Genomic DNA, 18,469 nt, shown 5'->3' with positions numbered 1-18,469 from the left:
AACCTTCGGTAACCCAGTCCAAACCCTCGTTTCCCGGCCATCCCGGCCGACGAGGTCCCTCCCGATGAAAGCATTCACCCTGGCAACCCTGATGACCCTGGCCGCAAGCCCGGTGTTCGCCCTCAACCTCGGCGATGTCGCCAATGCGGTGTCCGCTGCGCAAAGTTCGCATCAACAGGGCCAGGTGCAAGCACCGGCGGCTCAGGCCAACTTGCTCAACAGCCTGGGCAGCGAACTGAAGATCACGCCTGAGCAGGCCATCGGTGGGGCAGGGGCGATGCTGGGGCTGGCGCGCAACAACCTCAGCGGTGACGACTATGGGCAACTGGCCAAGGCTGTGCCGGGGCTGGACCTGCTGTCGGGCAACAGTGCTTTGGGCGGGTTGAGTGGCCTGGGCCAGTTGCTGGGCAATGACAAGAATTCCTCCGCCTTGAGCAACGCCCTGGGCGGCGAGGTGCAGAACCGCAACGACCTGGACACCGTGTTCAAGGCGCTGGGCATGGAGACCGGGATGATTGGCCAGTTCGCGCCGTTGATCCTCCAGTACCTGGGGCAGCAGGGCATCGCCAGCTCGCTGCTGCAGAACCTGGGCAACCTGTGGGCCACCCCGGCCGCCGCTGTGCCTTCCGTCTGACGCGTACCTTGCCGGTGAACTGCGGTGCCTGGGTTCGCCAGCAAGGCTGGCTCCTACGGGCAACTTGCTGTAGGCGCCGTTTTGTCAACGCAGTACCCCCGTAGGAGCCAGCTTGCTGGCGAACCGCGGTGCCTGGGTTCGCCAGCAAGCTGGCTCCTACGGGCAACCCGCTGCTGACGCCGGTTTGTCAACGCAGCTCGGCGCGCAGTTCTTCGATCCGCTGGTCTTTCTCCACCCACAGCTGGTTCACCCAGCCCTGCACCACCTGACGGAACGCCGGGTCGTTCTCGTAATCGCCCTCGCACAGCGCCGGGTCCAGCTCGCGCACGCGAATGTCGATGATCACCCGGCTGATGCTGCCGTTGAGCAGGTCCCAGAACCCTGGCGCCTTGTTGCCGGGGTAGACGATGGTCACGTCGAGCAGCGCATCGAGCTGCTCGCCCAACGCCGCCAGCACGAAGGCCACGCCGCCGGCCTTGGGTTTGAGCAGGTGGCGGTAGGGCGACTGCTGCTGTTCGCGCTTGGCCTCGGTGAAGCGGGTGCCTTCAAGATAGTTGACCACGGTCACCGGCTGGCGCTTGAACAGCTCGCAGGCGGCCTTGGTGATTTCCAGGTCCTTGCCCTTGAGCTCAGGGTGCTTGTCGAGGAAGGCCTTGCTGTAGCGCTTCATGAACGGGTAGTCCAGGCCCCACCAGGCCAGGCCCAGCAGCGGTACCCAGATCAGCTCCTTCTTGAGGAAGAACTTGAAGAACGGCACCCGGCGGTTGAGGCTTTCGATCAGCGCGGGGATATCGACCCAGGTCTGGTGGTTGCTGACGCACAGGTACGAGGTGTCGTTGCGCAGCGTGTCCACCCCGCGGATGTCCCACTGCGTGGGGATGCACAGGGCGAAGATGACCTTGTCGACTTCCGACCAGGTTTCGGCAACCCACATCACGGCGGCCGACGCATAGTCGCGGCCACGGCCGGGCAGCACCAGCTTGAGCAGGGCGAACACCAGCAGCGGGCCGATCATCACCAGGGTGTTGAGCAGCAGCAGGGTGAGGGTGAGGGTGCCGGTCAGCAGGCGACGCATAAGGGGACTCTTGTGGTGTGAGGTAAACGGTCGGCAATGATAAGCAGGGGAAGGTCCTTAGCCAAACGTCGTACGTCCATTAATTGGTACAAATGTTTCACATTGTGTTGTTTAGCCTGTGACAACGAACCTATCCTGCTTGCGCAGTCTAAGCACTGACCCCTCTCAAGGAAGCCAGCCCCGTGAAATCCCTGCTTGCCCTGTTGTCCCTCCTGGCGCTGCCAGTCATGGCCGCCGAACCGACCCTGTACGGCCGATACGAGAACATCAAGCTGCCTGAGATCGGCCAGACCCTGAAAGCCAAGATGGACACCGGTGCCTGGACCGCCTCGCTGTCGGCCAAGGATATCGAGATGTTCACCCGTGATGGCAACGAGTGGGTGCGCTTCCGCCTGGCGACCGAGGGTGCCGGCGACAAGGTCTACGAGCATGAAGTGGCGCGCATCAGCAAGATCAAGAACCGCGCCGAGGAAGAAGAAGGCGATGCGCCGGATCTCTCGCACCGGCCGGTGATCGAGTTGGAGATGTGCCTGGGCGACGTCAAGCGCACCGTGGAGGTCAACCTGGTCGACCGCAGCAATTTCCGTTACCCGCTGCTGATCGGCTCCAAGGCCCTGCGCAAGTTCAAGGCGGCGGTGGATCCGCGCGAGAAGTTCACGGCGGGCAATCCGGGCTGCTGAGGCAGCAGCTTCAAGCTTCAAGCTGCAAGAAACAGCGAATCGGTGTAAGTTGCCGCGAACCGATTTCACTTGCAGCTTGCAGCTTGAGGCTTGCCGCTCAGATGCCCCACATCCTCATCGTCGAAGACGAATCCGCCATCGCCGACACCCTGGTCTACGCCCTGCAGGCCGACGGCCATAGCACCGAATGGGTGTCGCTGGGCAGCGCCGCAGTTGAACAGCAGCGCCTGCGCCCGGCCGACCTGGTGATCCTCGACATCGGCCTGCCCGACATCAGCGGCTTCGAGACCTGCCGCCAACTGCGCCGCTTCAGCGAGGTGCCGGTGATGTTCCTCAGCGCCCGCGACGCCGAGATCGACCGGGTGCTGGGGCTGGAGATCGGCGCCGACGACTATGTGGTCAAGCCCTTCAGCCCGCGCGAAGTCGCCGCGCGGGTACGGGCGATCCTCAAACGCATGGCACCACGGCCCGAGCCTGTCGCCGAAGTTGCGCCATTCCAGCTCGACACCCTGGCCATGCGCATCGTCTACCGTGGCCAGCCCCTGGCGCTGACCCGCCACGAATTCCGCCTGCTGCAATGCCTGCTCGAGCAACCACGGCGGGTGTTCAGCCGCGAGCAACTGCTCGACGGCCTGGGCGTGGCCTCGGACGTGGGCTACGAGCGCACCATCGACAGCCACATCAAGAGCCTGCGGGCCAAGCTGCGCCTGGTCGCCGGCGAGGCCGAGCCGATCCAGACCTACCGTGGCCTGGGCTACAGCTACAGCCCGGAGCATGCCTGATGCGTCTGGGGATTCGCATCTTCCTGGTGTACTTCCTGTTCGTCGGTCTCGCGGGCTACTTCCTGCTCAACACCGTGCGCGAACAGATCCGCCCGGTGGTGCGCCAGTCGTCCGAGGAAACCCTGGTGGATACCGCCAACCTGCTGGCGGAAATCCTCCACGACGACGTCAAGGCCGGCACCCTCGGCCAGAGCCGCCTGCCCCAGGTGCTCGCCTTGTACGGCGAGCGGCGCCCCAGCGCGCAGATCTGGGGGCTGGCGAAGAACCAGGTCAGCCACCGGATCTACGTCACCGACGCCAAGGGTATCGTCCTGCTCGACTCCAGTGGCCAGGACCTGGGCAAGGATTACTCGCGCTGGAACGATGTCTACCTGACCTTGCGCGGCCAGTACGGTGCACGCTCCACCCGCAGCGACCCGGACGATGAAAGCACCTCGGTGATGCACGTGGCGGCGCCGATCCTCGACGACGGTCGGATCATCGGCGTGGTGACCGTGGCCAAGCCCAACAGCTCGCTGCAGCCCTATATCGACCGCTCCGAGCAGCATCTGCTGACGCTCGGGCTGGGGCTGATCGTGCTGGGGCTGCTGGTGGGCGCGGCACTGTCGTGGTGGCTGGCCCGCTCGCTGCGCCGGCTTACCCAATACGCCCAGGCGGTCAGCGAGGGCGAGCGTACCGCCTTGCCGCACTACAAGGGCGGCGAACTGTTGCAACTGGCCACAGCGGTGGAACGCATGCGCACGCAGCTTGAGGGCAAGGCTTATGTGGAGCGCTACGTGCACACCCTCACCCATGAGCTCAAGAGCCCGCTGGCGGCGATACGTGGCGCCTCCGAGCTGCTGCAGGGCGACATGCCGCAGGAGCAGCGGGCGCGTTTCGCCGGCAATATCGAGCGCGAGAGCGAGCGCTTGCAGCAGATGATCGAGCGGCTGCTCAACCTGGCCCGGGTCGAGCAGATGCAGGCGCTGGAGGACGAGCAACAGGTGGCGCTGGCGGCGCTGGTGGATGAGCTGCTGCTGGCCCATGCGGCGCGGATCGAAGGGGCCGGCCTGCAAGTGCGCCAGCGAGTGCCGGTGGCCACCCGGCTGTGGTGCGATCCGTTCCTGATGCGTCAGGCGCTGGCCAACCTCTTGGACAACGCGCTGGACTTCACCCCGCCGGGCGGCGCCTTGCTGTTCGAATTGGAGCGGTCGGGCGAGCGGGTGGCGCTGAGCCTGTTCAACCAGGGGCAGGCGATACCCGAGTACGCCCTGGGGCGGGTCAGCGAGCGGTTCTATTCGCTGCCCAGACCCGGGACGGGGCGCAAGAGCACCGGGCTGGGGCTGAACTTCGTCGACGAAGTGATGCTGCTGCACGGCGGGGCGCTGGCGGTGGACAACGTTGAAGGTGGGGTGCGGGTGCGTCTGTGGCTACCGGCGCGGCGGCTCAGCTGAATCGACGTGTATCTCTGTAGGAGCGGCTTCAGCCGCGATCACCCGCAAAGCGGGTGCCAGGTCGCGTTGTCTGCATCGCGGCTGAAGCCGCTCCTACAGGCGGCGATGTCGTGCAGCGGACCGTGGGTAATCTCCACACAATCTCCACATTCCCTCCCTGAGGGCTCCACGCGACGGGCAGACACTGCCCCCATCGCAAACGGAGCCCCACCCCATGAACAAGACCCTAGGTTTCAAGCTCGGCCTGATCGGCACCTTGATCCTGCTACTGCTCATACCCCTGCTGATGATCGGCGGCCTGATCGACGAACGGCAGCAATTGCGCAACAACGTGCTGGGCGAGATCGCCGCCAGTTCGAGCTTCGGCCAGGTGGTCAGCGGGCCGCTGCTGGTAGTGCCCTACCGCAAGTACGAGCGGCGCTGGATCGACAAGGACGGCACGAGCGTCCAGGAAACCACCACGATGCACGGCAATCTCTACTTCCTGCCGGAAACCTTCGCGATGGATGTGGGCGTCGATACCGAACTGCGCGCCCGCGGCATCTACCAGGCGCGCCTGTTCCACGCCAAGAGCCAAGTCAGCGGCCGCTTCAAGCTGCCCGAGCGCTGGGGCATCGAGAAGGACTACGACGACTACCGCTTCGACAAACCGTTCCTGACGGTCGGCATCAGCGACATTCGCGGCATCGAGAACAGCCTGGAACTGACCCTGGATGACCAGCGCCTGCCGTTCGAGGCTGGCAGTGGCGTCGACTGGTTGTCCGGTGGCGTGCATGTGCCGCTGCCGCAGTTCAGTGACCAGAAGGCCCACGAGTTCGACTACGCCTTCGACCTGGCCCTGCTGGGCACCAGCCAGCTGGCGGTGCTGCCGGTTGGTCGCAGCACCACCGTGGACATGCGCGCCAACTGGCCGCACCCGAGCTTCGTCGGCAGCTACCTGCCCAGCCGCCGTGCCATCGATGAAAAGGGCTTCAGTGCCCACTGGCAGACGTCGTTCTTCGCCACCAACCTGGAAGAGGTCGTGCGCCTCTGCGCAACCGTCGGCAAGTGCGGCGACTTCAACGAGCGTGCCTTCGGCGTCAGCTTCGTCGACCCGGTGGACCAGTACCTCAAGAGCGAGCGGGCGATCAAGTACGCGCTGCTGTTCATCGCCCTGACCTTTGCCGGCTTCTTCCTGTTCGAGGTGCTGAAGAACCTCAGCGTGCACCCGGTGCAGTACATCCTGGTGGGCGTGGCCCTGGCGTTCTTCTACCTGTTGCTGCTGTCGCTGTCGGAACACCTGGGGTTTGGCCTGGCCTATGGGCTGTCGGCGTCGGGTTGTGTGCTGCTGATCGGTTTCTACCTGGTGCACGTGTTGCGCAGCCTGGGGCGCGGGATTGGCTTCGCGGCGGGGCTGGCGGCGTTGTACGCGATGCTCTACGGGCTGCTCAGTGCCGAGGACTATGCGCTGCTGATGGGTTCGCTGCTGTGCTTCGGGCTGCTGGGCGTGTTCATGGTGCTGACCCGCCGGCTGGACTGGTCGCGGGTGGGGAGAGGGGTATGAGGGAGGATAGAGAGGTCGGGCGGTGGTTGGCTGCTCGCATCGGCCAACTGTTCGCCACTGTAGGAGCCAGCCTTGCTGGCGATGCAAGGCGCAGCCTTGCCTGGGGATCTCAGGGGCCCCTTCGCCAGCAAGGCTGGCTCCTACAGGACGGTGGTGCCGTTCAGAGCGACGGGGCTGTGGCCATCATCGACGGGCGCTGACTCACCTCGGCATACCACGCCGCCAGCCCTGGCTGACGCTCACGCCAGCCGAAGCCGGGCTGGCGCAGGTCCAGGTAGCCCAACGCGCAGGCCACGCCGATGGCCGCGATATCGAACCCCGAAGCCAGTTCAGCAAGATGGACCTGCTCCAGGTTCATCAGGCTGCGACGGATCTTCTCGGCCTGCGCCTCGACCCAGCCGTCCCACTGCTTGTCCGCCGGGCGCAGGAAGGTCTCGTAGCGCGAAGCCACCGCCGCATCCATGATCGCATCGGCCTGCGAGGCCAGGGTCAGCCGGCGCCAGCGCGCCGAACCCTCACGGGGGATCAGCGGGTTGCCGACGTGCTGGCTGTCGAGGTACTCGCAGATCACCCGGCTGTCGTGCAGCACGCTGCCGTCGTCCAGGCGCAGGGCCGGGATCTTGCCAATCGGGTTGCCCTGGTTGAGCTGGTCGTCGCCGCTCACCGGGCTGATATTGACGCCTTGCAGGGTCACACGGTCGAGCTGCCCGGTCTCGTGCAGCACCACCATGACCTTGCGCACGAATGGCGACAACGGCGAATGGAACAGGATCATGGCTCAGTTACCTTGCAGGCTGGGCGGCAGGCACACACCGGTGCCACCGATGCCGCAGTAGCCGTCCGGGTTCTTGGCCAGGTACTGCTGGTGGTAGGCTTCGGCGAAGTACACGGTCGGTGCTTGTTCGATCTCGGTGGTGATCTCGCCGAAGCCGGCCTTGCTCAGCTCGGCCTGGAAGGCATCACGGCTGGCCTTGGCTTCCTCGAGCTGCTGCGGCGAGGTGCAGTAGATCGCCGAGCGGTACTGGGTGCCGACGTCGTTGCCCTGGCGCATGCCCTGGGTGGGGTTGTGCAGCTCCCAGAACATCGTCAGCAGTTCGTGATAGCTGACCTTGTTCTTGTCGAACACCACCAGCACCACTTCGGTGTGGCCGGTCAGGCCCGAGCAGACTTCTTCGTAGGTGGGGTTGGGGGTGAAGCCGCCGGCGTAGCCGACCACGGTACTGACCACGCCGTCACGCTGCCAGAAGCGGCGCTCGGCGCCCCAGAAGCAACCCAGGGCGAAGATGGCGAAGTCGATGTCGCCCTCGAAGAACGGGCCGAGCAGCGGGGTGCCTTCGAACACGTAGTGGAACTCGGGCAGGGCCATTGGGGTTTCGCGGCCAGGCAAGGCCTGTTCCGCGGTGGGCAGGACGTTTTTGTTCACCAGGATTTCCGAACGCAGGACCATGGCCGTTCCTCTGTGTTTTCCAGTGGGATGGGGGTTGACCCATTCGCCGGCAAGCCGGCTCCTACGTAGGAGCCGGCTTGCCGGCGAATGGGCCCGAATGGTCTCTATAGTGCCCGAGCTTTATGCCGCTGTCAGTCCATCGGCCCGCGCGGATAGCGGCGCAGTTTCTCGGCCAGTTCGCGGCCGGGGATTGGCCGGTCGAACAGGTAGCCCTGGCCGACGTCGCAGCGATGGCGGCGCAGGAAGGCCAGCTGCTCCGGTGTCTCGATCCCCTCGGCCACCACCTTGAGCTTGAGGTTGTGGGCCATGGCCACCACCGCCGAGGTGATCTCCATGTCGTCCTGGTTATCGGGAATCTCGTTGATGAAGCTGCGGTCGATCTTGATGATGTCGATCGGGAATTTCTTCAGGTAGCTCAGCGACGAGTAGCCGGTGCCGAAGTCGTCCATCGCCAGCGTCAGGCCCAGGGCCTTGAGCTCGTCGAGCTGGCGGTGGGTGTCTTCGGTGGCTTCCAGCAGCAGGCCTTCGGTCAGTTCCAGCTCCAGCAGGTGCGGCGGCAGCGCTTCCTCCTTGAGGATGCTGCCGATCGAGCCAACCAGCTCAGGGTCGGAGAACTGCTTGGGCGACAGGTTGATGGCCACATGCAGGTTGCCCATGCCGGCCCCGCGCAGTTCCTGGCTCTTGCGGCAGGCCTGGCGCACCACCCATTTGCCAATCGGGATGATCAGGCCGGTTTCCTCGGCGACGCTGATGAACTGGTCGGGGCGGATCATGCCGCGCTCGGGGTGGTTCCAGCGCAGCAGCGCCTCCAGCCCGAGCAGACGACCGCTGCGTAGGCACAGCTTCGGTTGGTAGAACACTTCCAGTTCGTTCTGGGTCAGGGCACGGCGCAGGTTGTTCTCGACGAACAGCTTGTAGCTGGCCTCGGCGTTGAGCACCTCGGTGAACACCTGCACCTGGTGCTTGCCGTTGGCCTTGGCCTTGTGCAGGGCCAGGCCCGCGTTCTTCATCAGCGTCGCCGGGTCGCTGCCGTGCAGCGGCGCGCAGGCCAGGCCCACGGAGGCGGTGACGTTGATCAGCTGGTTGTCGACGAACATCGGTTTGTCGAGGGTGCGCAGCAGCTGCTGGGCGACGCCTTGGCCGTCCTCCAGGCTGGTGTCGTCGAGCAGCACGGCGAACTCGTTGCTGGCAAAGCGCGCCAGGCTGCCACCGCTGCTCAGGCTGTTGCGCAGGCGCCGGGCCAGGCTGATCAGCAGCTTGTCGCCGGTCTGGTGGCCGAGGCTGTCGTTGATCCGCTTGAAGTTGTCGATGTCCACCAGCAGCAGGCAGATCGGCGTGTTGCTGTCGCGGGCGAAGCGCTCGTCGAGGTTGCGGATGAACGCCGGGCGGTTGCCGAGGTTGGTCAGGTTGTCGGTGTAGGCCAGGCGCTCGATGCGTTGCTGGGCCAGCTTGGTCTGGGTGACGTCTTCGTAGATGCCGATGTAGTGGGTCAGCTCGCGGTTGTCGCCGTACACCTTGGAGATCGACAGCTGGCCCCAGTAGGGTTCGAGGTTCTTGCGCCGGCTCTTGAACTCGCCCTGCCAGCTGTTGCCCATGGCCAGGCTCGATGGCGAGTCGAACAGCAGTTCGCTCAGGTTTTCCAGGGCCGGCAGCTCGCCCAGGTGATGGCCCTGGACCTCTTCGGTGCTGTATTGGGTGATCGCGGTGAAGCTTGGGTTGACGTATTCCACCATGCCGTCGCGGTTGACCAGCAGGAAGGCGCTGGCGCTTTGTTCCACGGCTCGCTGGAACAGGTGCAGGGCGCTGGCGGCGGTACGCCGGTTGTGGTTGTTGATGACCTGGGCGAACTGGTCGGCCAGCTCGCCGGCGAAAGCAATTTCGTCGGTCTGCCAGGCCCGTGGCTGGCCAGTTTGCTCCAGGCACAGCACGCCGACCACCTGGCCGTCGATGCGGATGCTGGCGTCGAGCATGGCGTTGTCGTCGGTGTTGTACAGCGACTCGGCCATCTCGCGGGTACGCGGGTCGTGGCTGGCGTTGTGGGCGTCGATGGCGCGGCTGGCGTGCAGGGCGTCGAGGTAGTCGGGGAAGCGGCTGGCGTCGATCGCCTCCGGCAGGCGGTGCTGCTGCTCGCTGCGGTACCAGGCGCTGATCGGCTCCAGGCGCTGGTCGTTCAGGTACCAGATGCTGGCGCAGTCGACCTTGTAGATCTCGCAGGCGCTGCGGGTGATCAGCTCGGCGGCTTCGAGCAGCGAGTTGCCGACGCTGTAGCGCTGGCGGGCCAGGCGCAGGATCAGGTCCTGCTGGGCACGCACCCGCTCCAGGTGCTCAAGCTGTTCCTGCTGGGCACGCTGGTTCAACTGCAGGGCCAGTTGCAGGCGGTTGTTGCGCGACTCGAGGTCGTCGGTGTCCAGTTCCGCCAGCTCGTCTTGCTGGTCGTCCATCACCGTCAGGTAGCCGCGCAGCAGCTGGCGGTTGTGCTGCTTGTAGCTCTCGCCCACTTCCAGCAGGCGCAGCGCCAGCGGGCTGGCGTGCAGGGTATAGCGCACCCGGTAGTGCCCGCGCAGGGCCAGTTGCCGCTGGATCTCGTCGTGCAGCTTGTAGCGCGCCTCTGGCTCCATGAGGCTGGCGTAGGGCGAGCCGATCAGGGCGCAGAGTTCGGCGGCTGGCAGGCCGAACTGGCGGTCGCAGGCGGGGTCGAGGTAGAGCATGGCCCAGCTGGCTTCGTTGAGCCGTTCGAAACGCAGCATGCCGAGCCGCGAGGGCACGGGGAGCTGCGTGACGACCTCGGCCGCCACACGGCTGGCGGCATCGGGTTGGCTTTTCATCGAAGACTCGCTTGAACAGGGGGCGCTGCCTGGAGAGCGGCGCATCGGGCAAGGTTGCATCATGTCCCATGGGCTGGCAAGCGGCCATGGGGGATGCTGTGAACAGGTTGTCGGCCAGTTGCATGAAATCTGTAGGAGCCAGCTTGCTGGCGAACAGGTGCACGGTTCGCCAGCAAGCTGGCTCCTACAGGGTGGTGGTGTTCATGCGGGCAAAAAAAAGCCCCGCCAAAGTGACGGGGTTGAGGTACGAGCGTGGCAGCTCGAAAGGGTACCTGCCCCTCGCGGGAGGGGCAGGAAAACAGCGGTTTACAGCAGCATCGTGCGGATATCCGCCAGCACGTCGCCCAGGCGCTTGGTGAAGCGCGCGGCGGCGGCGCCGTTGATCACGCGGTGATCGTAGGACAGCGACAGCGGCAGCATCAGCTTCGGCTGGAAGGCCTTGCCGTCCCAGACCGGCTGCATGGTCGCTTTCGATACGCCCAGGATCGCCACCTCAGGCGCGTTGACGATCGGCGTGAAGCCGGTGCCGCCAATGTGGCCGAGGCTGGAGATGGTGAAGCAGGCGCCCTGCATGTCGTCGGCCGAGAGCTTCTTGGTGCGGGCTTTCTCGGCCAGCGCGGCGGCTTCGGCAGCCAGTTGCAGCAGGCTCTTCTGGTCGACGTTCTTGATCACAGGGACCAGCAGGCCGTCCGGGGTGTCCACGGCGAAGCCGATGTGCACGTACTTCTTGCGGATGATCGCCTTGCCGCTTGGTGCCAGCGAGCTGTTGAAGTCCGGCAGTTCCTTGAGCAGGAAGGCGCAGGCCTTGAGCAGCAGCGGCAGCACGGTCAGCTTGACGCCGGCCTTTTCAGCGACGGCCTTCTGCGCAACGCGGAAGGCTTCCAGCTCGGTGATGTCGGCGGAGTCGAACTGGGTGACGTGCGGCACGTTCAGCCAGCTGCGGTGCAGGTTGGCGGCGCCGACCTGCATCAGGCGGGTCAGGGCGACTTCTTCCACTTCACCGAACTTGCTGAAGTCCACGGCCGGGATCGGCGGGATGCCAGCACCACCGGTAGCACCGGCGGCCGGGGCGCCCGATGCCTTCTGCATCATCGCCTTGACGTAGACCTGCACGTCTTCCTTGAGGATGCGACCGTGCGGGCCAGTGGCCGCGACGGCGCCCAGGTCGACGCCGAATTCACGGGCCAGCTGACGAACGGCTGGGCCAGCGTGGACCTTGGCGTTGCTGCCGGCTGCCGGCGCGGTGGCGACCGGGGCTGGAGCAGCAGCTGGGGCGGCAGCGGCCGGTGCAGCAGCTGGGGCAGGAGCGGCAGCCGGAGCAGCAGCGGCCGGAGCCGGCGCTGCAGCAGGGGCGGCGCCTGCGGCCTTGATCTTGAAGATCAGATCGCCGGTGCCCACTTCGTCTTCCAGCTTGCACAGCACGGCTTCGATCACGCCGGCGCTAGGCGACGGGATCTCCATGGAGGCCTTGTCGGACTCCAGGGTGATCAGCGACTGGTCGGCTTCGACGGTGTCGCCGACCTTGACCATGACTTCGATGATCTTGGCCTTGCCCGACGAGCCGATATCCGGCACGTGGATGTCTTGCACGCTGGCGGCAGCCGGGGCTGCGGCAGGCGCAGGGGCGGCTTCGGCAGCCGGTGCTGGGGCAGCAGCCGGAGCCGGGGCGGCAGCGGCTGGAGCCTCGGGCGCCGCAGCGGCGCCCTCGACTTCCAGGACCAGCAGCTCGTCGCCTTCTTTCAGGCGGTCGCCCAGCTTGACCTTCAGCTCCTTGACCACGCCGGCCTTGGGGGCCGGGATTTCCATGGAGGCCTTGTCGGACTCCAGGGTCAGCAGGCTCTGGTCTGCTTCGATACGGTCACCGACCTTGACGAACAGCTCGATGATTTCACCTTCACCGCTGCCGATGTCAGGTACGCGAATGAGTTCGCTCACTTAAAAATACTCCTCAGCAGTCCAGTGGGTTGCGCTTGTCCGGATCGATGCCGAACTTGACGATGGCGTCAGCCACAACCTTGGGTTCGATCTCGCCACGGTCAGCCAGGGCTTCCAGGGCAGCCAGCACCACGAAGTGGCGGTCGACTTCGAAGAAGTGACGCAGCTTCTTGCGGCTGTCGCTGCGACCGTAACCGTCGGTACCCAGGACCTTGAACTCTTTGCTCGGGACCCACTGGCGAATCTGCTCGGCGAACAGCTTCATGTAGTCGGTGGAGGCGATGACCGGGCCCTTGCGGCCGGCCAGGCACTCTTCGACGTAGGTCTGCTGAGGCTTCTGGCCAGGCTTGAGGCGGTTGGCGCGTTCCACGGCCAGGCCGTCGCGACGCAGTTCGTTGAAGCTGGTGACGCTCCACACGTCGGCACCGACGTTGAACTCTTCACGCAGGATCTTCGCCGCTTCGCGAACTTCGCGCAGGATGGTGCCGGAGCCCATCAGCTGTACGTGGTGCGCGGCTTCGCGGGTGTCTTCTTCCAGCAGGTACATGCCCTTGATGATGCCGTCCTCGACACCGGCCGGCATGGCTGGTTGCTGGTACGACTCGTTCATCACGGTGATGTAGTAGAAGATGTCCTGTTGCTCTTCGGTCATCTTCTTCATGCCGTCCTGGATGATCACCGCCAGCTCGTAGCCGTAGGTCGGATCGTAGGTGCGGCAGTTCGGGATGGTGCCCGCCATCATGTGGCTGTGACCGTCTTCGTGCTGCAGGCCTTCGCCGTTCAGGGTGGTACGGCCGGCGGTACCGCCGATCAGGAAGCCACGGGTGCGGCTGTCGCCAGCGGCCCAGGCCAGGTCGCCGATACGCTGGAAGCCGAACATCGAGTAGAAGATGTAGAACGGCAGCATCGGCTGGTTGTGGCAGCTGTACGAAGTACCGGCAGCGATGAACGACGACATGGCGCCGGCTTCGTTGATGCCTTCTTCGAGGATCTGGCCCTTCTTGTCTTCGCGGTAGAACATCACCTGGTCTTTATCGACAGGCTCGTAGAGCTGGCCGACCGACGAGTAGATGCCCAGCTGGCGGAACATGCCTTCCATACCGAAGGTACGGGCTTCGTCCGGGATGATCGGGACGATGCGCTGGCCGATGTCCTTGTCCTTGACCAGCTGCGCCAGGATGCGCACGAAGGCCATGGTGGTGGAGATTTCGCGGTCGCCCGAGCCGTCCAGGATCGCTTTCAGCGTTTCCAGTGGCGGGGTGGGGACGCTGAAGCTCTTGGCGCGGCGCTGTGGCACGAAACCACCCAGGGCGGCGCGGCGCTCGGCCAGGTACTTGGCTTCGGCGGAGCCTTCTTCCGGCTTGAAGAACGGCAGGTTCTCAAGGTCGGCATCCTTGACCGGGATGTCGAAGCGGTCACGGAAGTGACGCAGGCTGTCGACGTCGACTTTTTTCGTATTGTGCGCGGTGTTCTTGGCTTCGCCGGCACCGGTACCGTAACCCTTGATGGTCTTGGCCAGGATGACGGTCGGCTGCTCTTTGTGGTTCACAGCCTGGTGGTACGCCGCGTAGACCTTGTACGGGTCGTGGCCGCCACGGTTGAGCTTCCAGATCTCGTCGTCGGACAGGTCTTCGACCATGGCCTTGAGCTCTGGGGTGTTGAAGAAGTTCTCGCGAACGTACGCGCCGTCTTTGGCCTTGTAGTTCTGGTACTCGCCGTCGATGACTTCGTCCATGCGGCGCTGCAGGGCACCGTTGGTGTCCTTGGCCAGCAGTGGGTCCCAGAAGCGGCCCCAGACGACCTTGTTGACGTTCCAGCCACCGCCGCGGAACACGCCTTCGAGTTCCTGGATGATCTTGCCGTTGCCGCGAACCGGGCCGTCGAGGCGCTGCAGGTTGCAGTTGATGACGAAGATCAGGTTGTCCAGCTTCTCGCGGCCGGCCAGGGCGATCGCGCCCAGGGATTCCGGCTCGTCGCACTCGCCGTCGCCCATGAAGCACCAGACCTTCTGCTTGCCGGCCGGGATGAAGCCGCGGGCTTCCAGGTACTTCATGAAGCGTGCCTGGTAGATCGCCTGGATCGGGCCCAGGCCCATCGATACGGTCGGGAACTGCCAGAAGTCAGGCATCAGCCACGGGTGCGGGTACGAAGACAGGCCGTTGCCGTCCACTTCCTGACGGAAGTTGTTCATCTGCTCTTCGTTGATGCGGCCTTCCATGAAGGCGCGGGCGTAGACGCCTGGCGAAGCGTGGCCCTGGAAGAAGATCAGGTCGCCGCCGTGTTCGTCGGTCGGGGCCTGGAAGAAGTAGTTGAAGCCGATGTCGTACAGCGTGGCGCTGGAGGCGAAGCTCGAGATGTGGCCACCCAGGTCCGAGTCTTTCAGGTTGGTGCGCATGACCATGGCCAGGGCGTTCCAACGCACCATCGAGCGGATGCGGCGTTCCATGAACAGGTCGCCAGGCATGCGTGCTTCGTGGGTGACAGGGATGGTGTTGCGGTACGGCGTGGTGATGGCATACGGCAGCTGGGAGCCACTACGGGTGGCCAGCTCGCCCATACGGGTCATCAGGTAATGAGCGCGGTCTTCGCCTTCTTTGTCGAGGACCGACTCCAGGGCATCCAGCCATTCCTGGGTTTCGATTGGATCGAGGTCTTGCATGGCTTGCTCCAGGGCGGAAAGGCCACCAGAATCGATGGCCTGAGTTTGCGACTGGCCTTATGGGCAGACGTCGTGAATTCTTGGATTACCGGACAGTCATCCGGCGCGGTGTAGTTTTACTACAAATGCTTTCGCATTTCATGCTTTTGCACCTACGGGGTAGTAGTAAAACTACACAAATGCGACGGTTTGTCGCATCCCGGGTTGTGAGGATAAACGTTCATGTTGGTTGGTGGCGTGTCGCGATCAGGTGGTTTTTGATGCTTTTTGCCAATTTTTCGGCTTTATCGGCTATTTCCAACTTTTGTATGACAGTCCAACCGTGGCCGGGCCTCCTTTTGAGCGCCCACGCCCCTCACTTTCACGCCGATCAAGGATAGACCATGCGCCTGCCTTTGCCGCTCGATCTGCCCGCCGCACTCCAACCGCTGGTCGCCCGCAACCAACAGTTCCTGCGCGATGCCCTGGCCGCCCATCCCGACCTTCATCTGGAGGGGTGGAGTGCCGAGCACCGACAGCAGTTCGACCAGGTGGCCGCCGCCAGCGATTTCGTCCTGACCCAGGCCCAGCGCGAGCCGGCCATGCTGTTCGAGTTGCTGGGCAGTGGCCTGATGGGCCGCCCGTTCGCGCCGGGTGAGTTGCGTGGGCAGGTCAATGCCGCCGCCCAGGCCGCGCAGACCGAGGACGAACTGGCGCGCAACCTGCGCCGCGAACGCAACCGCCAGCAATTGCGCATCATCTGGCGCGACATCACCCGCCAGGCGGCGCTGGGGGAAACCTGCCGTGATCTATCCGACCTGGCCGACGCCGCCATCGACGAAGCTTATCAATGGCTGTACCCGCGCCACTGCCAGCAGTTCGGCACGCCCATCGGCAACCGCAGCGGCGAGCCACAGCACATGGTGGTGCTGGGCATGGGCAAGCTGGGCGCGGTGGAGCTCAACCTGTCGTCCGACATCGACCTGATCTTCGCCTTCCCCGAAGGCGGCGAGACCGAGGGTGTAAAACGCTCGCTGGACAACCAGGAGTTCTTCACCCGCCTGGGCCAGCGCCTGATCAAGGCGCTTGACCCGGTCACCGTCGATGGCTTCGTGTTCCGCGTCGACATGCGCCTGCGCCCTTATGGGTCGGCCGGGGCGCTGGTGCTCAGCTTCAATGCGTTGGAACAGTACTATCAGGACCAGGGCCGCGACTGGGAACGCTACGCGATGATCAAGGCCCGGGTCGTGGCCGGCGACCAGGCTGCAGGCGCCCAGTTGCAGGAAATGCTGCGGCCGTTCGTCTACCGCCGCTACCTGGACTTCTCCGCCATCGAGGCGCTGCGCACCATGAAGCAGCTGATCCAGCAGGAGGTGCGGCGCAAGGGCATGGCCGAGAACATCAAGCTGGGGGCTGGTGGCATTCGCGAAGTGGAGTTCATTGCCCAGGCGTTCCAGCTGATCCACGGCGGGCGCGATCTGAGCCTGCAACAACGTCCGCTGCTCAAAGTGCTGGCGACGCTCGAAGGGCAGGGTTATCTACCGCCGGCGGTGGTCGCCGAACTGCGCGAGGGCTATGAGTTTCTGCGTTATACCGAACACGCCATCCAGGCCATCGCCGACCGCCAGACGCAGATGCTGCCGGACGATGAGACCGACCGCGCGCGCATCGCCTATATGCTCGGCTATGCCGACTGGGCCAGCTTCCATGAGCAATTGATGCACTGGCGTGGCCGCGTCGACTGGCATTTCCGCCAGGTGATCGCCGACCCGGACGAAGACGACGCCGAGGGCGAACTGGTGGTTGGCGGCGAGTGGTCGCCGCTCTGGGAGCAGGCCCAGGATGAAGAGGCCGCCTGCCGTCAATTGGAAGAGGCAGGTTTCAAGCAGCCCGCCGAGGCGCTGCGGCGCCTGACCGCGTTGCGCGCCAGCCCGTCGTTGCGTTCGATGCAACGCATCGGCCGTGAACGCCTGGATGCCTTTATTCCTCGTTTGCTGGCCCAGACGGTGGAGCATGACAACCCGGACCTGGTGCTGGAGCGCGTGCTGCCGCTGGTCGAGGCCGTGGCGCGACGTTCTGCTTATCTTGTGCTGTTGACGGAGAACCCGGGCGCCCTGCGCCGTCTGCTGACCCTGTGCGCCGCCAGCCCGTGGATCGCCGAGCAGATCGCCCGCTACCCGCTGCTGCTCGACGAGCTGCTCAACGAGGGCCGGCTGTTCAGCCCGCCGCTGGCACCGGAGCTGGCCGCCGAGCTGCGTGAACGCCTGACGCGCATCCCCGAGGACGACCTGGAACAGCAGATGGAGGCGCTGCGGCACTTCAAACTGGCCCACAGCCTGCGGGTGGCGGCCTCGGAGATCACCGGCAACCTGCCGCTGATGAAGGTGAGCGATTACCTCACCTGGCTCGCCGAGGCGATTCTCGACCAGGTGCTGGCACTGGCCTGGCGCCAGACGGCGGCCCGCCATGGCCAGCCCAAGCGCAGTGACGGCAGCCTGTGCGACCCGGGTTTCATCATCGTGGGTTATGGCAAGGTCGGTGGCCTCGAACTGGGCCATGGCTCGGACCTGGACCTTGTGTTCATCCACGATGGCGACCCTAATGCCGAGACCGATGGTGCCAAACCCATCGATGGCGCGCAGTTCTTCACCCGCCTGGGCCAGCGCATCATCCACCTGCTGACCACCCAGACCAACTCTGGCCAGCTCTACGATGTGGATATGCGCCTGCGCCCCTCCGGCGCCTCGGGGCTGCTGGTCAGCTCGCTGGGCGCGTTCGAGCGCTACCAGCAGAACGAAGCCTGGACCTGGGAACACCAGGCCCTGGTGCGGGCACGGGTGCTGGTGGGCTGCCCGCAGGTGGCGACGGCGTTCGAAGGCGTGCGTGCCAAGGTGCTGGGCCAGGCCCACGACCTGGCCACATTACGTACCGAAGTCAGTGAAATGCGCGCCAAGATGCGCGACAACCTGGGCACCAAGGCGACCGCCGCCGGTACCGCGGCCAATGCCTTCGACGCGGGTGTGGCGTTCGATATCAAGCAGGATGCCGGCGGTATCGTCGATATCGAATTTATGGTGCAATACGCCGCTTTGGCCTGGTCCCACGACCACCCGGCCTTGCTGCGCTGGACCGATAACATCCGCATCCTCGAAGAGCTTGAGCAGGCCGGGTTGATGCCCGCCAGCGATGCCGTGCTGCTGCGCGAGGTGTACAAGGCGTTCCGCTCGGCCTCGCACCGCCAGGCCCTGCAGAAGCAGGCCGGGGTGATCGATGCGGCGCAGTTCGCCGACGAGCGCCGCGAGGTGCGGCGGATCTGGGGGCAGTTGGGTTTGACCTGAAATTGACGGGGCCGCTGTGCGGCCCTTTCGCGGCACAAGGCCGCTCCTACAGGGAACGCAATCCTTTGTAGGAGCGGCCTTGTGCCGCGAAAGGGCTGCGTAGCAGCCCCAAGAAACGTCGTCTCACCACCGGTGGTAC

Annotated in this window: 12 protein-coding genes; 6 read left to right on the top strand and 6 right to left on the bottom strand. The window is 64.9% G+C overall.

Annotation, left to right across the window (positions count from 1 at the left end):
- Positions 1–64 precede the first annotated feature (64 nt).
- Entirely contained in the window at positions 65–634 is a 570-nt protein-coding gene (locus NGM28_RS02035) for a DUF2780 domain-containing protein (protein ID WP_252088514.1), read from the top strand.
- Between the two features lie 187 nt (positions 635–821).
- On the opposite strand, the gene yihG is transcribed toward NGM28_RS02035, so the two are convergent.
- Complete coding sequence (gene yihG / locus NGM28_RS02030) at positions 822–1,709, bottom strand: 1-acylglycerol-3-phosphate O-acyltransferase, YihG family (protein WP_240065296.1); 888 nt, start codon at positions 1,707–1,709, stop codon at positions 822–824.
- Positions 1,710–1,891: 182 nt separating this feature from the next.
- Here yihG and rloA2 point away from each other — a divergent pair, with 182 nt between their 5' ends.
- The 4 genes from rloA2 (at position 1,892) to creD (ending at position 6,147) form a co-directional block, all read left to right on the top strand.
- Positions 1,892–2,389: a retropepsin-like aspartic peptidase RloA2 gene (gene rloA2 / locus NGM28_RS02025; RefSeq protein ID WP_252088513.1), complete on the top strand. Its 498-nt coding sequence runs from the start codon at positions 1,892–1,894 to the stop codon at positions 2,387–2,389.
- 101 nt (positions 2,390–2,490) lie between these two features.
- Positions 2,491–3,171, top strand: a complete 681-nt coding sequence (creB, locus tag NGM28_RS02020; protein WP_252088512.1) for a two-component system response regulator CreB — start codon at positions 2,491–2,493, stop codon at positions 3,169–3,171.
- A complete protein-coding gene (gene creC / locus NGM28_RS02015) occupies positions 3,171–4,604 on the top strand; it encodes a two-component system sensor histidine kinase CreC (protein WP_252088511.1) in 1,434 nt (477 codons plus the stop codon). Before creB ends, creC begins: the two co-directional genes overlap by 1 nt.
- Before the next feature lie 214 nt (positions 4,605–4,818).
- Complete coding sequence (gene creD, locus NGM28_RS02010) at positions 4,819–6,147, top strand: cell envelope integrity protein CreD (RefSeq protein ID WP_240065300.1); 1,329 nt, start codon at positions 4,819–4,821, stop codon at positions 6,145–6,147.
- Positions 6,148–6,307: 160 nt separating this feature from the next.
- On the opposite strand, the gene NGM28_RS02005 is transcribed toward creD, so the two are convergent.
- The 5 genes from NGM28_RS02005 to aceE form a co-directional block, all read right to left on the bottom strand.
- Entirely contained in the window at positions 6,308–6,922 is a 615-nt protein-coding gene (locus NGM28_RS02005) for a glutathione S-transferase (RefSeq protein ID WP_240065301.1), read from the bottom strand.
- 3 nt (positions 6,923–6,925) lie between these two features.
- On the bottom strand, positions 6,926–7,594 hold the full coding sequence (msrA, locus tag NGM28_RS02000) for a peptide-methionine (S)-S-oxide reductase MsrA (protein ID WP_240065302.1): 669 nt from the start codon (positions 7,592–7,594) through the stop codon (positions 6,926–6,928).
- A 131-nt stretch (positions 7,595–7,725) separates the two neighbouring features.
- Positions 7,726–10,419, bottom strand: coding sequence for a putative bifunctional diguanylate cyclase/phosphodiesterase (locus tag NGM28_RS01995; RefSeq protein WP_240066868.1), 2,694 nt, complete (start codon positions 10,417–10,419; stop codon positions 7,726–7,728).
- 306 nt (positions 10,420–10,725) lie between these two features.
- Complete coding sequence (aceF, locus tag NGM28_RS01990; protein ID WP_252088510.1) at positions 10,726–12,354, bottom strand: dihydrolipoyllysine-residue acetyltransferase; 1,629 nt, start codon at positions 12,352–12,354, stop codon at positions 10,726–10,728.
- A 13-nt stretch (positions 12,355–12,367) separates the two neighbouring features.
- On the bottom strand, positions 12,368–15,013 hold the full coding sequence (aceE, locus tag NGM28_RS01985) for a pyruvate dehydrogenase (acetyl-transferring), homodimeric type (protein WP_217868016.1): 2,646 nt from the start codon (positions 15,011–15,013) through the stop codon (positions 12,368–12,370).
- 383 nt (positions 15,014–15,396) lie between these two features.
- On the opposite strand from aceE, the gene glnE reads away from it, so the two are divergent.
- Complete coding sequence (gene glnE / locus NGM28_RS01980; RefSeq protein WP_252088509.1) at positions 15,397–18,330, top strand: bifunctional [glutamate--ammonia ligase]-adenylyl-L-tyrosine phosphorylase/[glutamate--ammonia-ligase] adenylyltransferase; 2,934 nt, start codon at positions 15,397–15,399, stop codon at positions 18,328–18,330.
- The last annotated feature ends 139 nt before the right edge of the window (positions 18,331–18,469 follow it).

The sequence above is a fragment of the Pseudomonas sp. MWU13-3659 genome, assembly GCF_023757525.1.
GTDB lineage: Bacteria > Pseudomonadota > Gammaproteobacteria > Pseudomonadales > Pseudomonadaceae > Aquipseudomonas > Aquipseudomonas entomophila_E.
Note: the sequence above shows the minus strand (reverse complement) of the source record. Positions and strands in the feature narration are given on the sequence as shown.

What these genes read in the sequence shown, in the direction of transcription:
- aceE (WP_217868016.1), bottom strand. Translation starts at nt 15,013, where the DNA reads ATGCAAGACCTCGATCCAATCGAAACCCAGGAATGGCTGGATGCCCTG.
- glnE (WP_252088509.1), top strand. Translation starts at nt 15,397, where the DNA reads ATGCGCCTGCCTTTGCCGCTCGATCTGCCCGCCGCACTCCAACCGCTG.
- creB (WP_252088512.1), top strand. Translation starts at nt 2,491, where the DNA reads ATGCCCCACATCCTCATCGTCGAAGACGAATCCGCCATCGCCGACACC.
- NGM28_RS02005 (WP_240065301.1), bottom strand. Translation starts at nt 6,922, where the DNA reads ATGATCCTGTTCCATTCGCCGTTGTCGCCATTCGTGCGCAAGGTCATG.
- yihG (WP_240065296.1), bottom strand. Translation starts at nt 1,709, where the DNA reads ATGCGTCGCCTGCTGACCGGCACCCTCACCCTCACCCTGCTGCTGCTC.
- NGM28_RS02035 (WP_252088514.1), top strand. Translation starts at nt 65, where the DNA reads ATGAAAGCATTCACCCTGGCAACCCTGATGACCCTGGCCGCAAGCCCG.
- msrA (WP_240065302.1), bottom strand. Translation starts at nt 7,594, where the DNA reads ATGGTCCTGCGTTCGGAAATCCTGGTGAACAAAAACGTCCTGCCCACC.
- NGM28_RS01995 (WP_240066868.1), bottom strand. Translation starts at nt 10,419, where the DNA reads ATGAAAAGCCAACCCGATGCCGCCAGCCGTGTGGCGGCCGAGGTCGTC.
- creD (WP_240065300.1), top strand. Translation starts at nt 4,819, where the DNA reads ATGAACAAGACCCTAGGTTTCAAGCTCGGCCTGATCGGCACCTTGATC.
- creC (WP_252088511.1), top strand. Translation starts at nt 3,171, where the DNA reads ATGCGTCTGGGGATTCGCATCTTCCTGGTGTACTTCCTGTTCGTCGGT.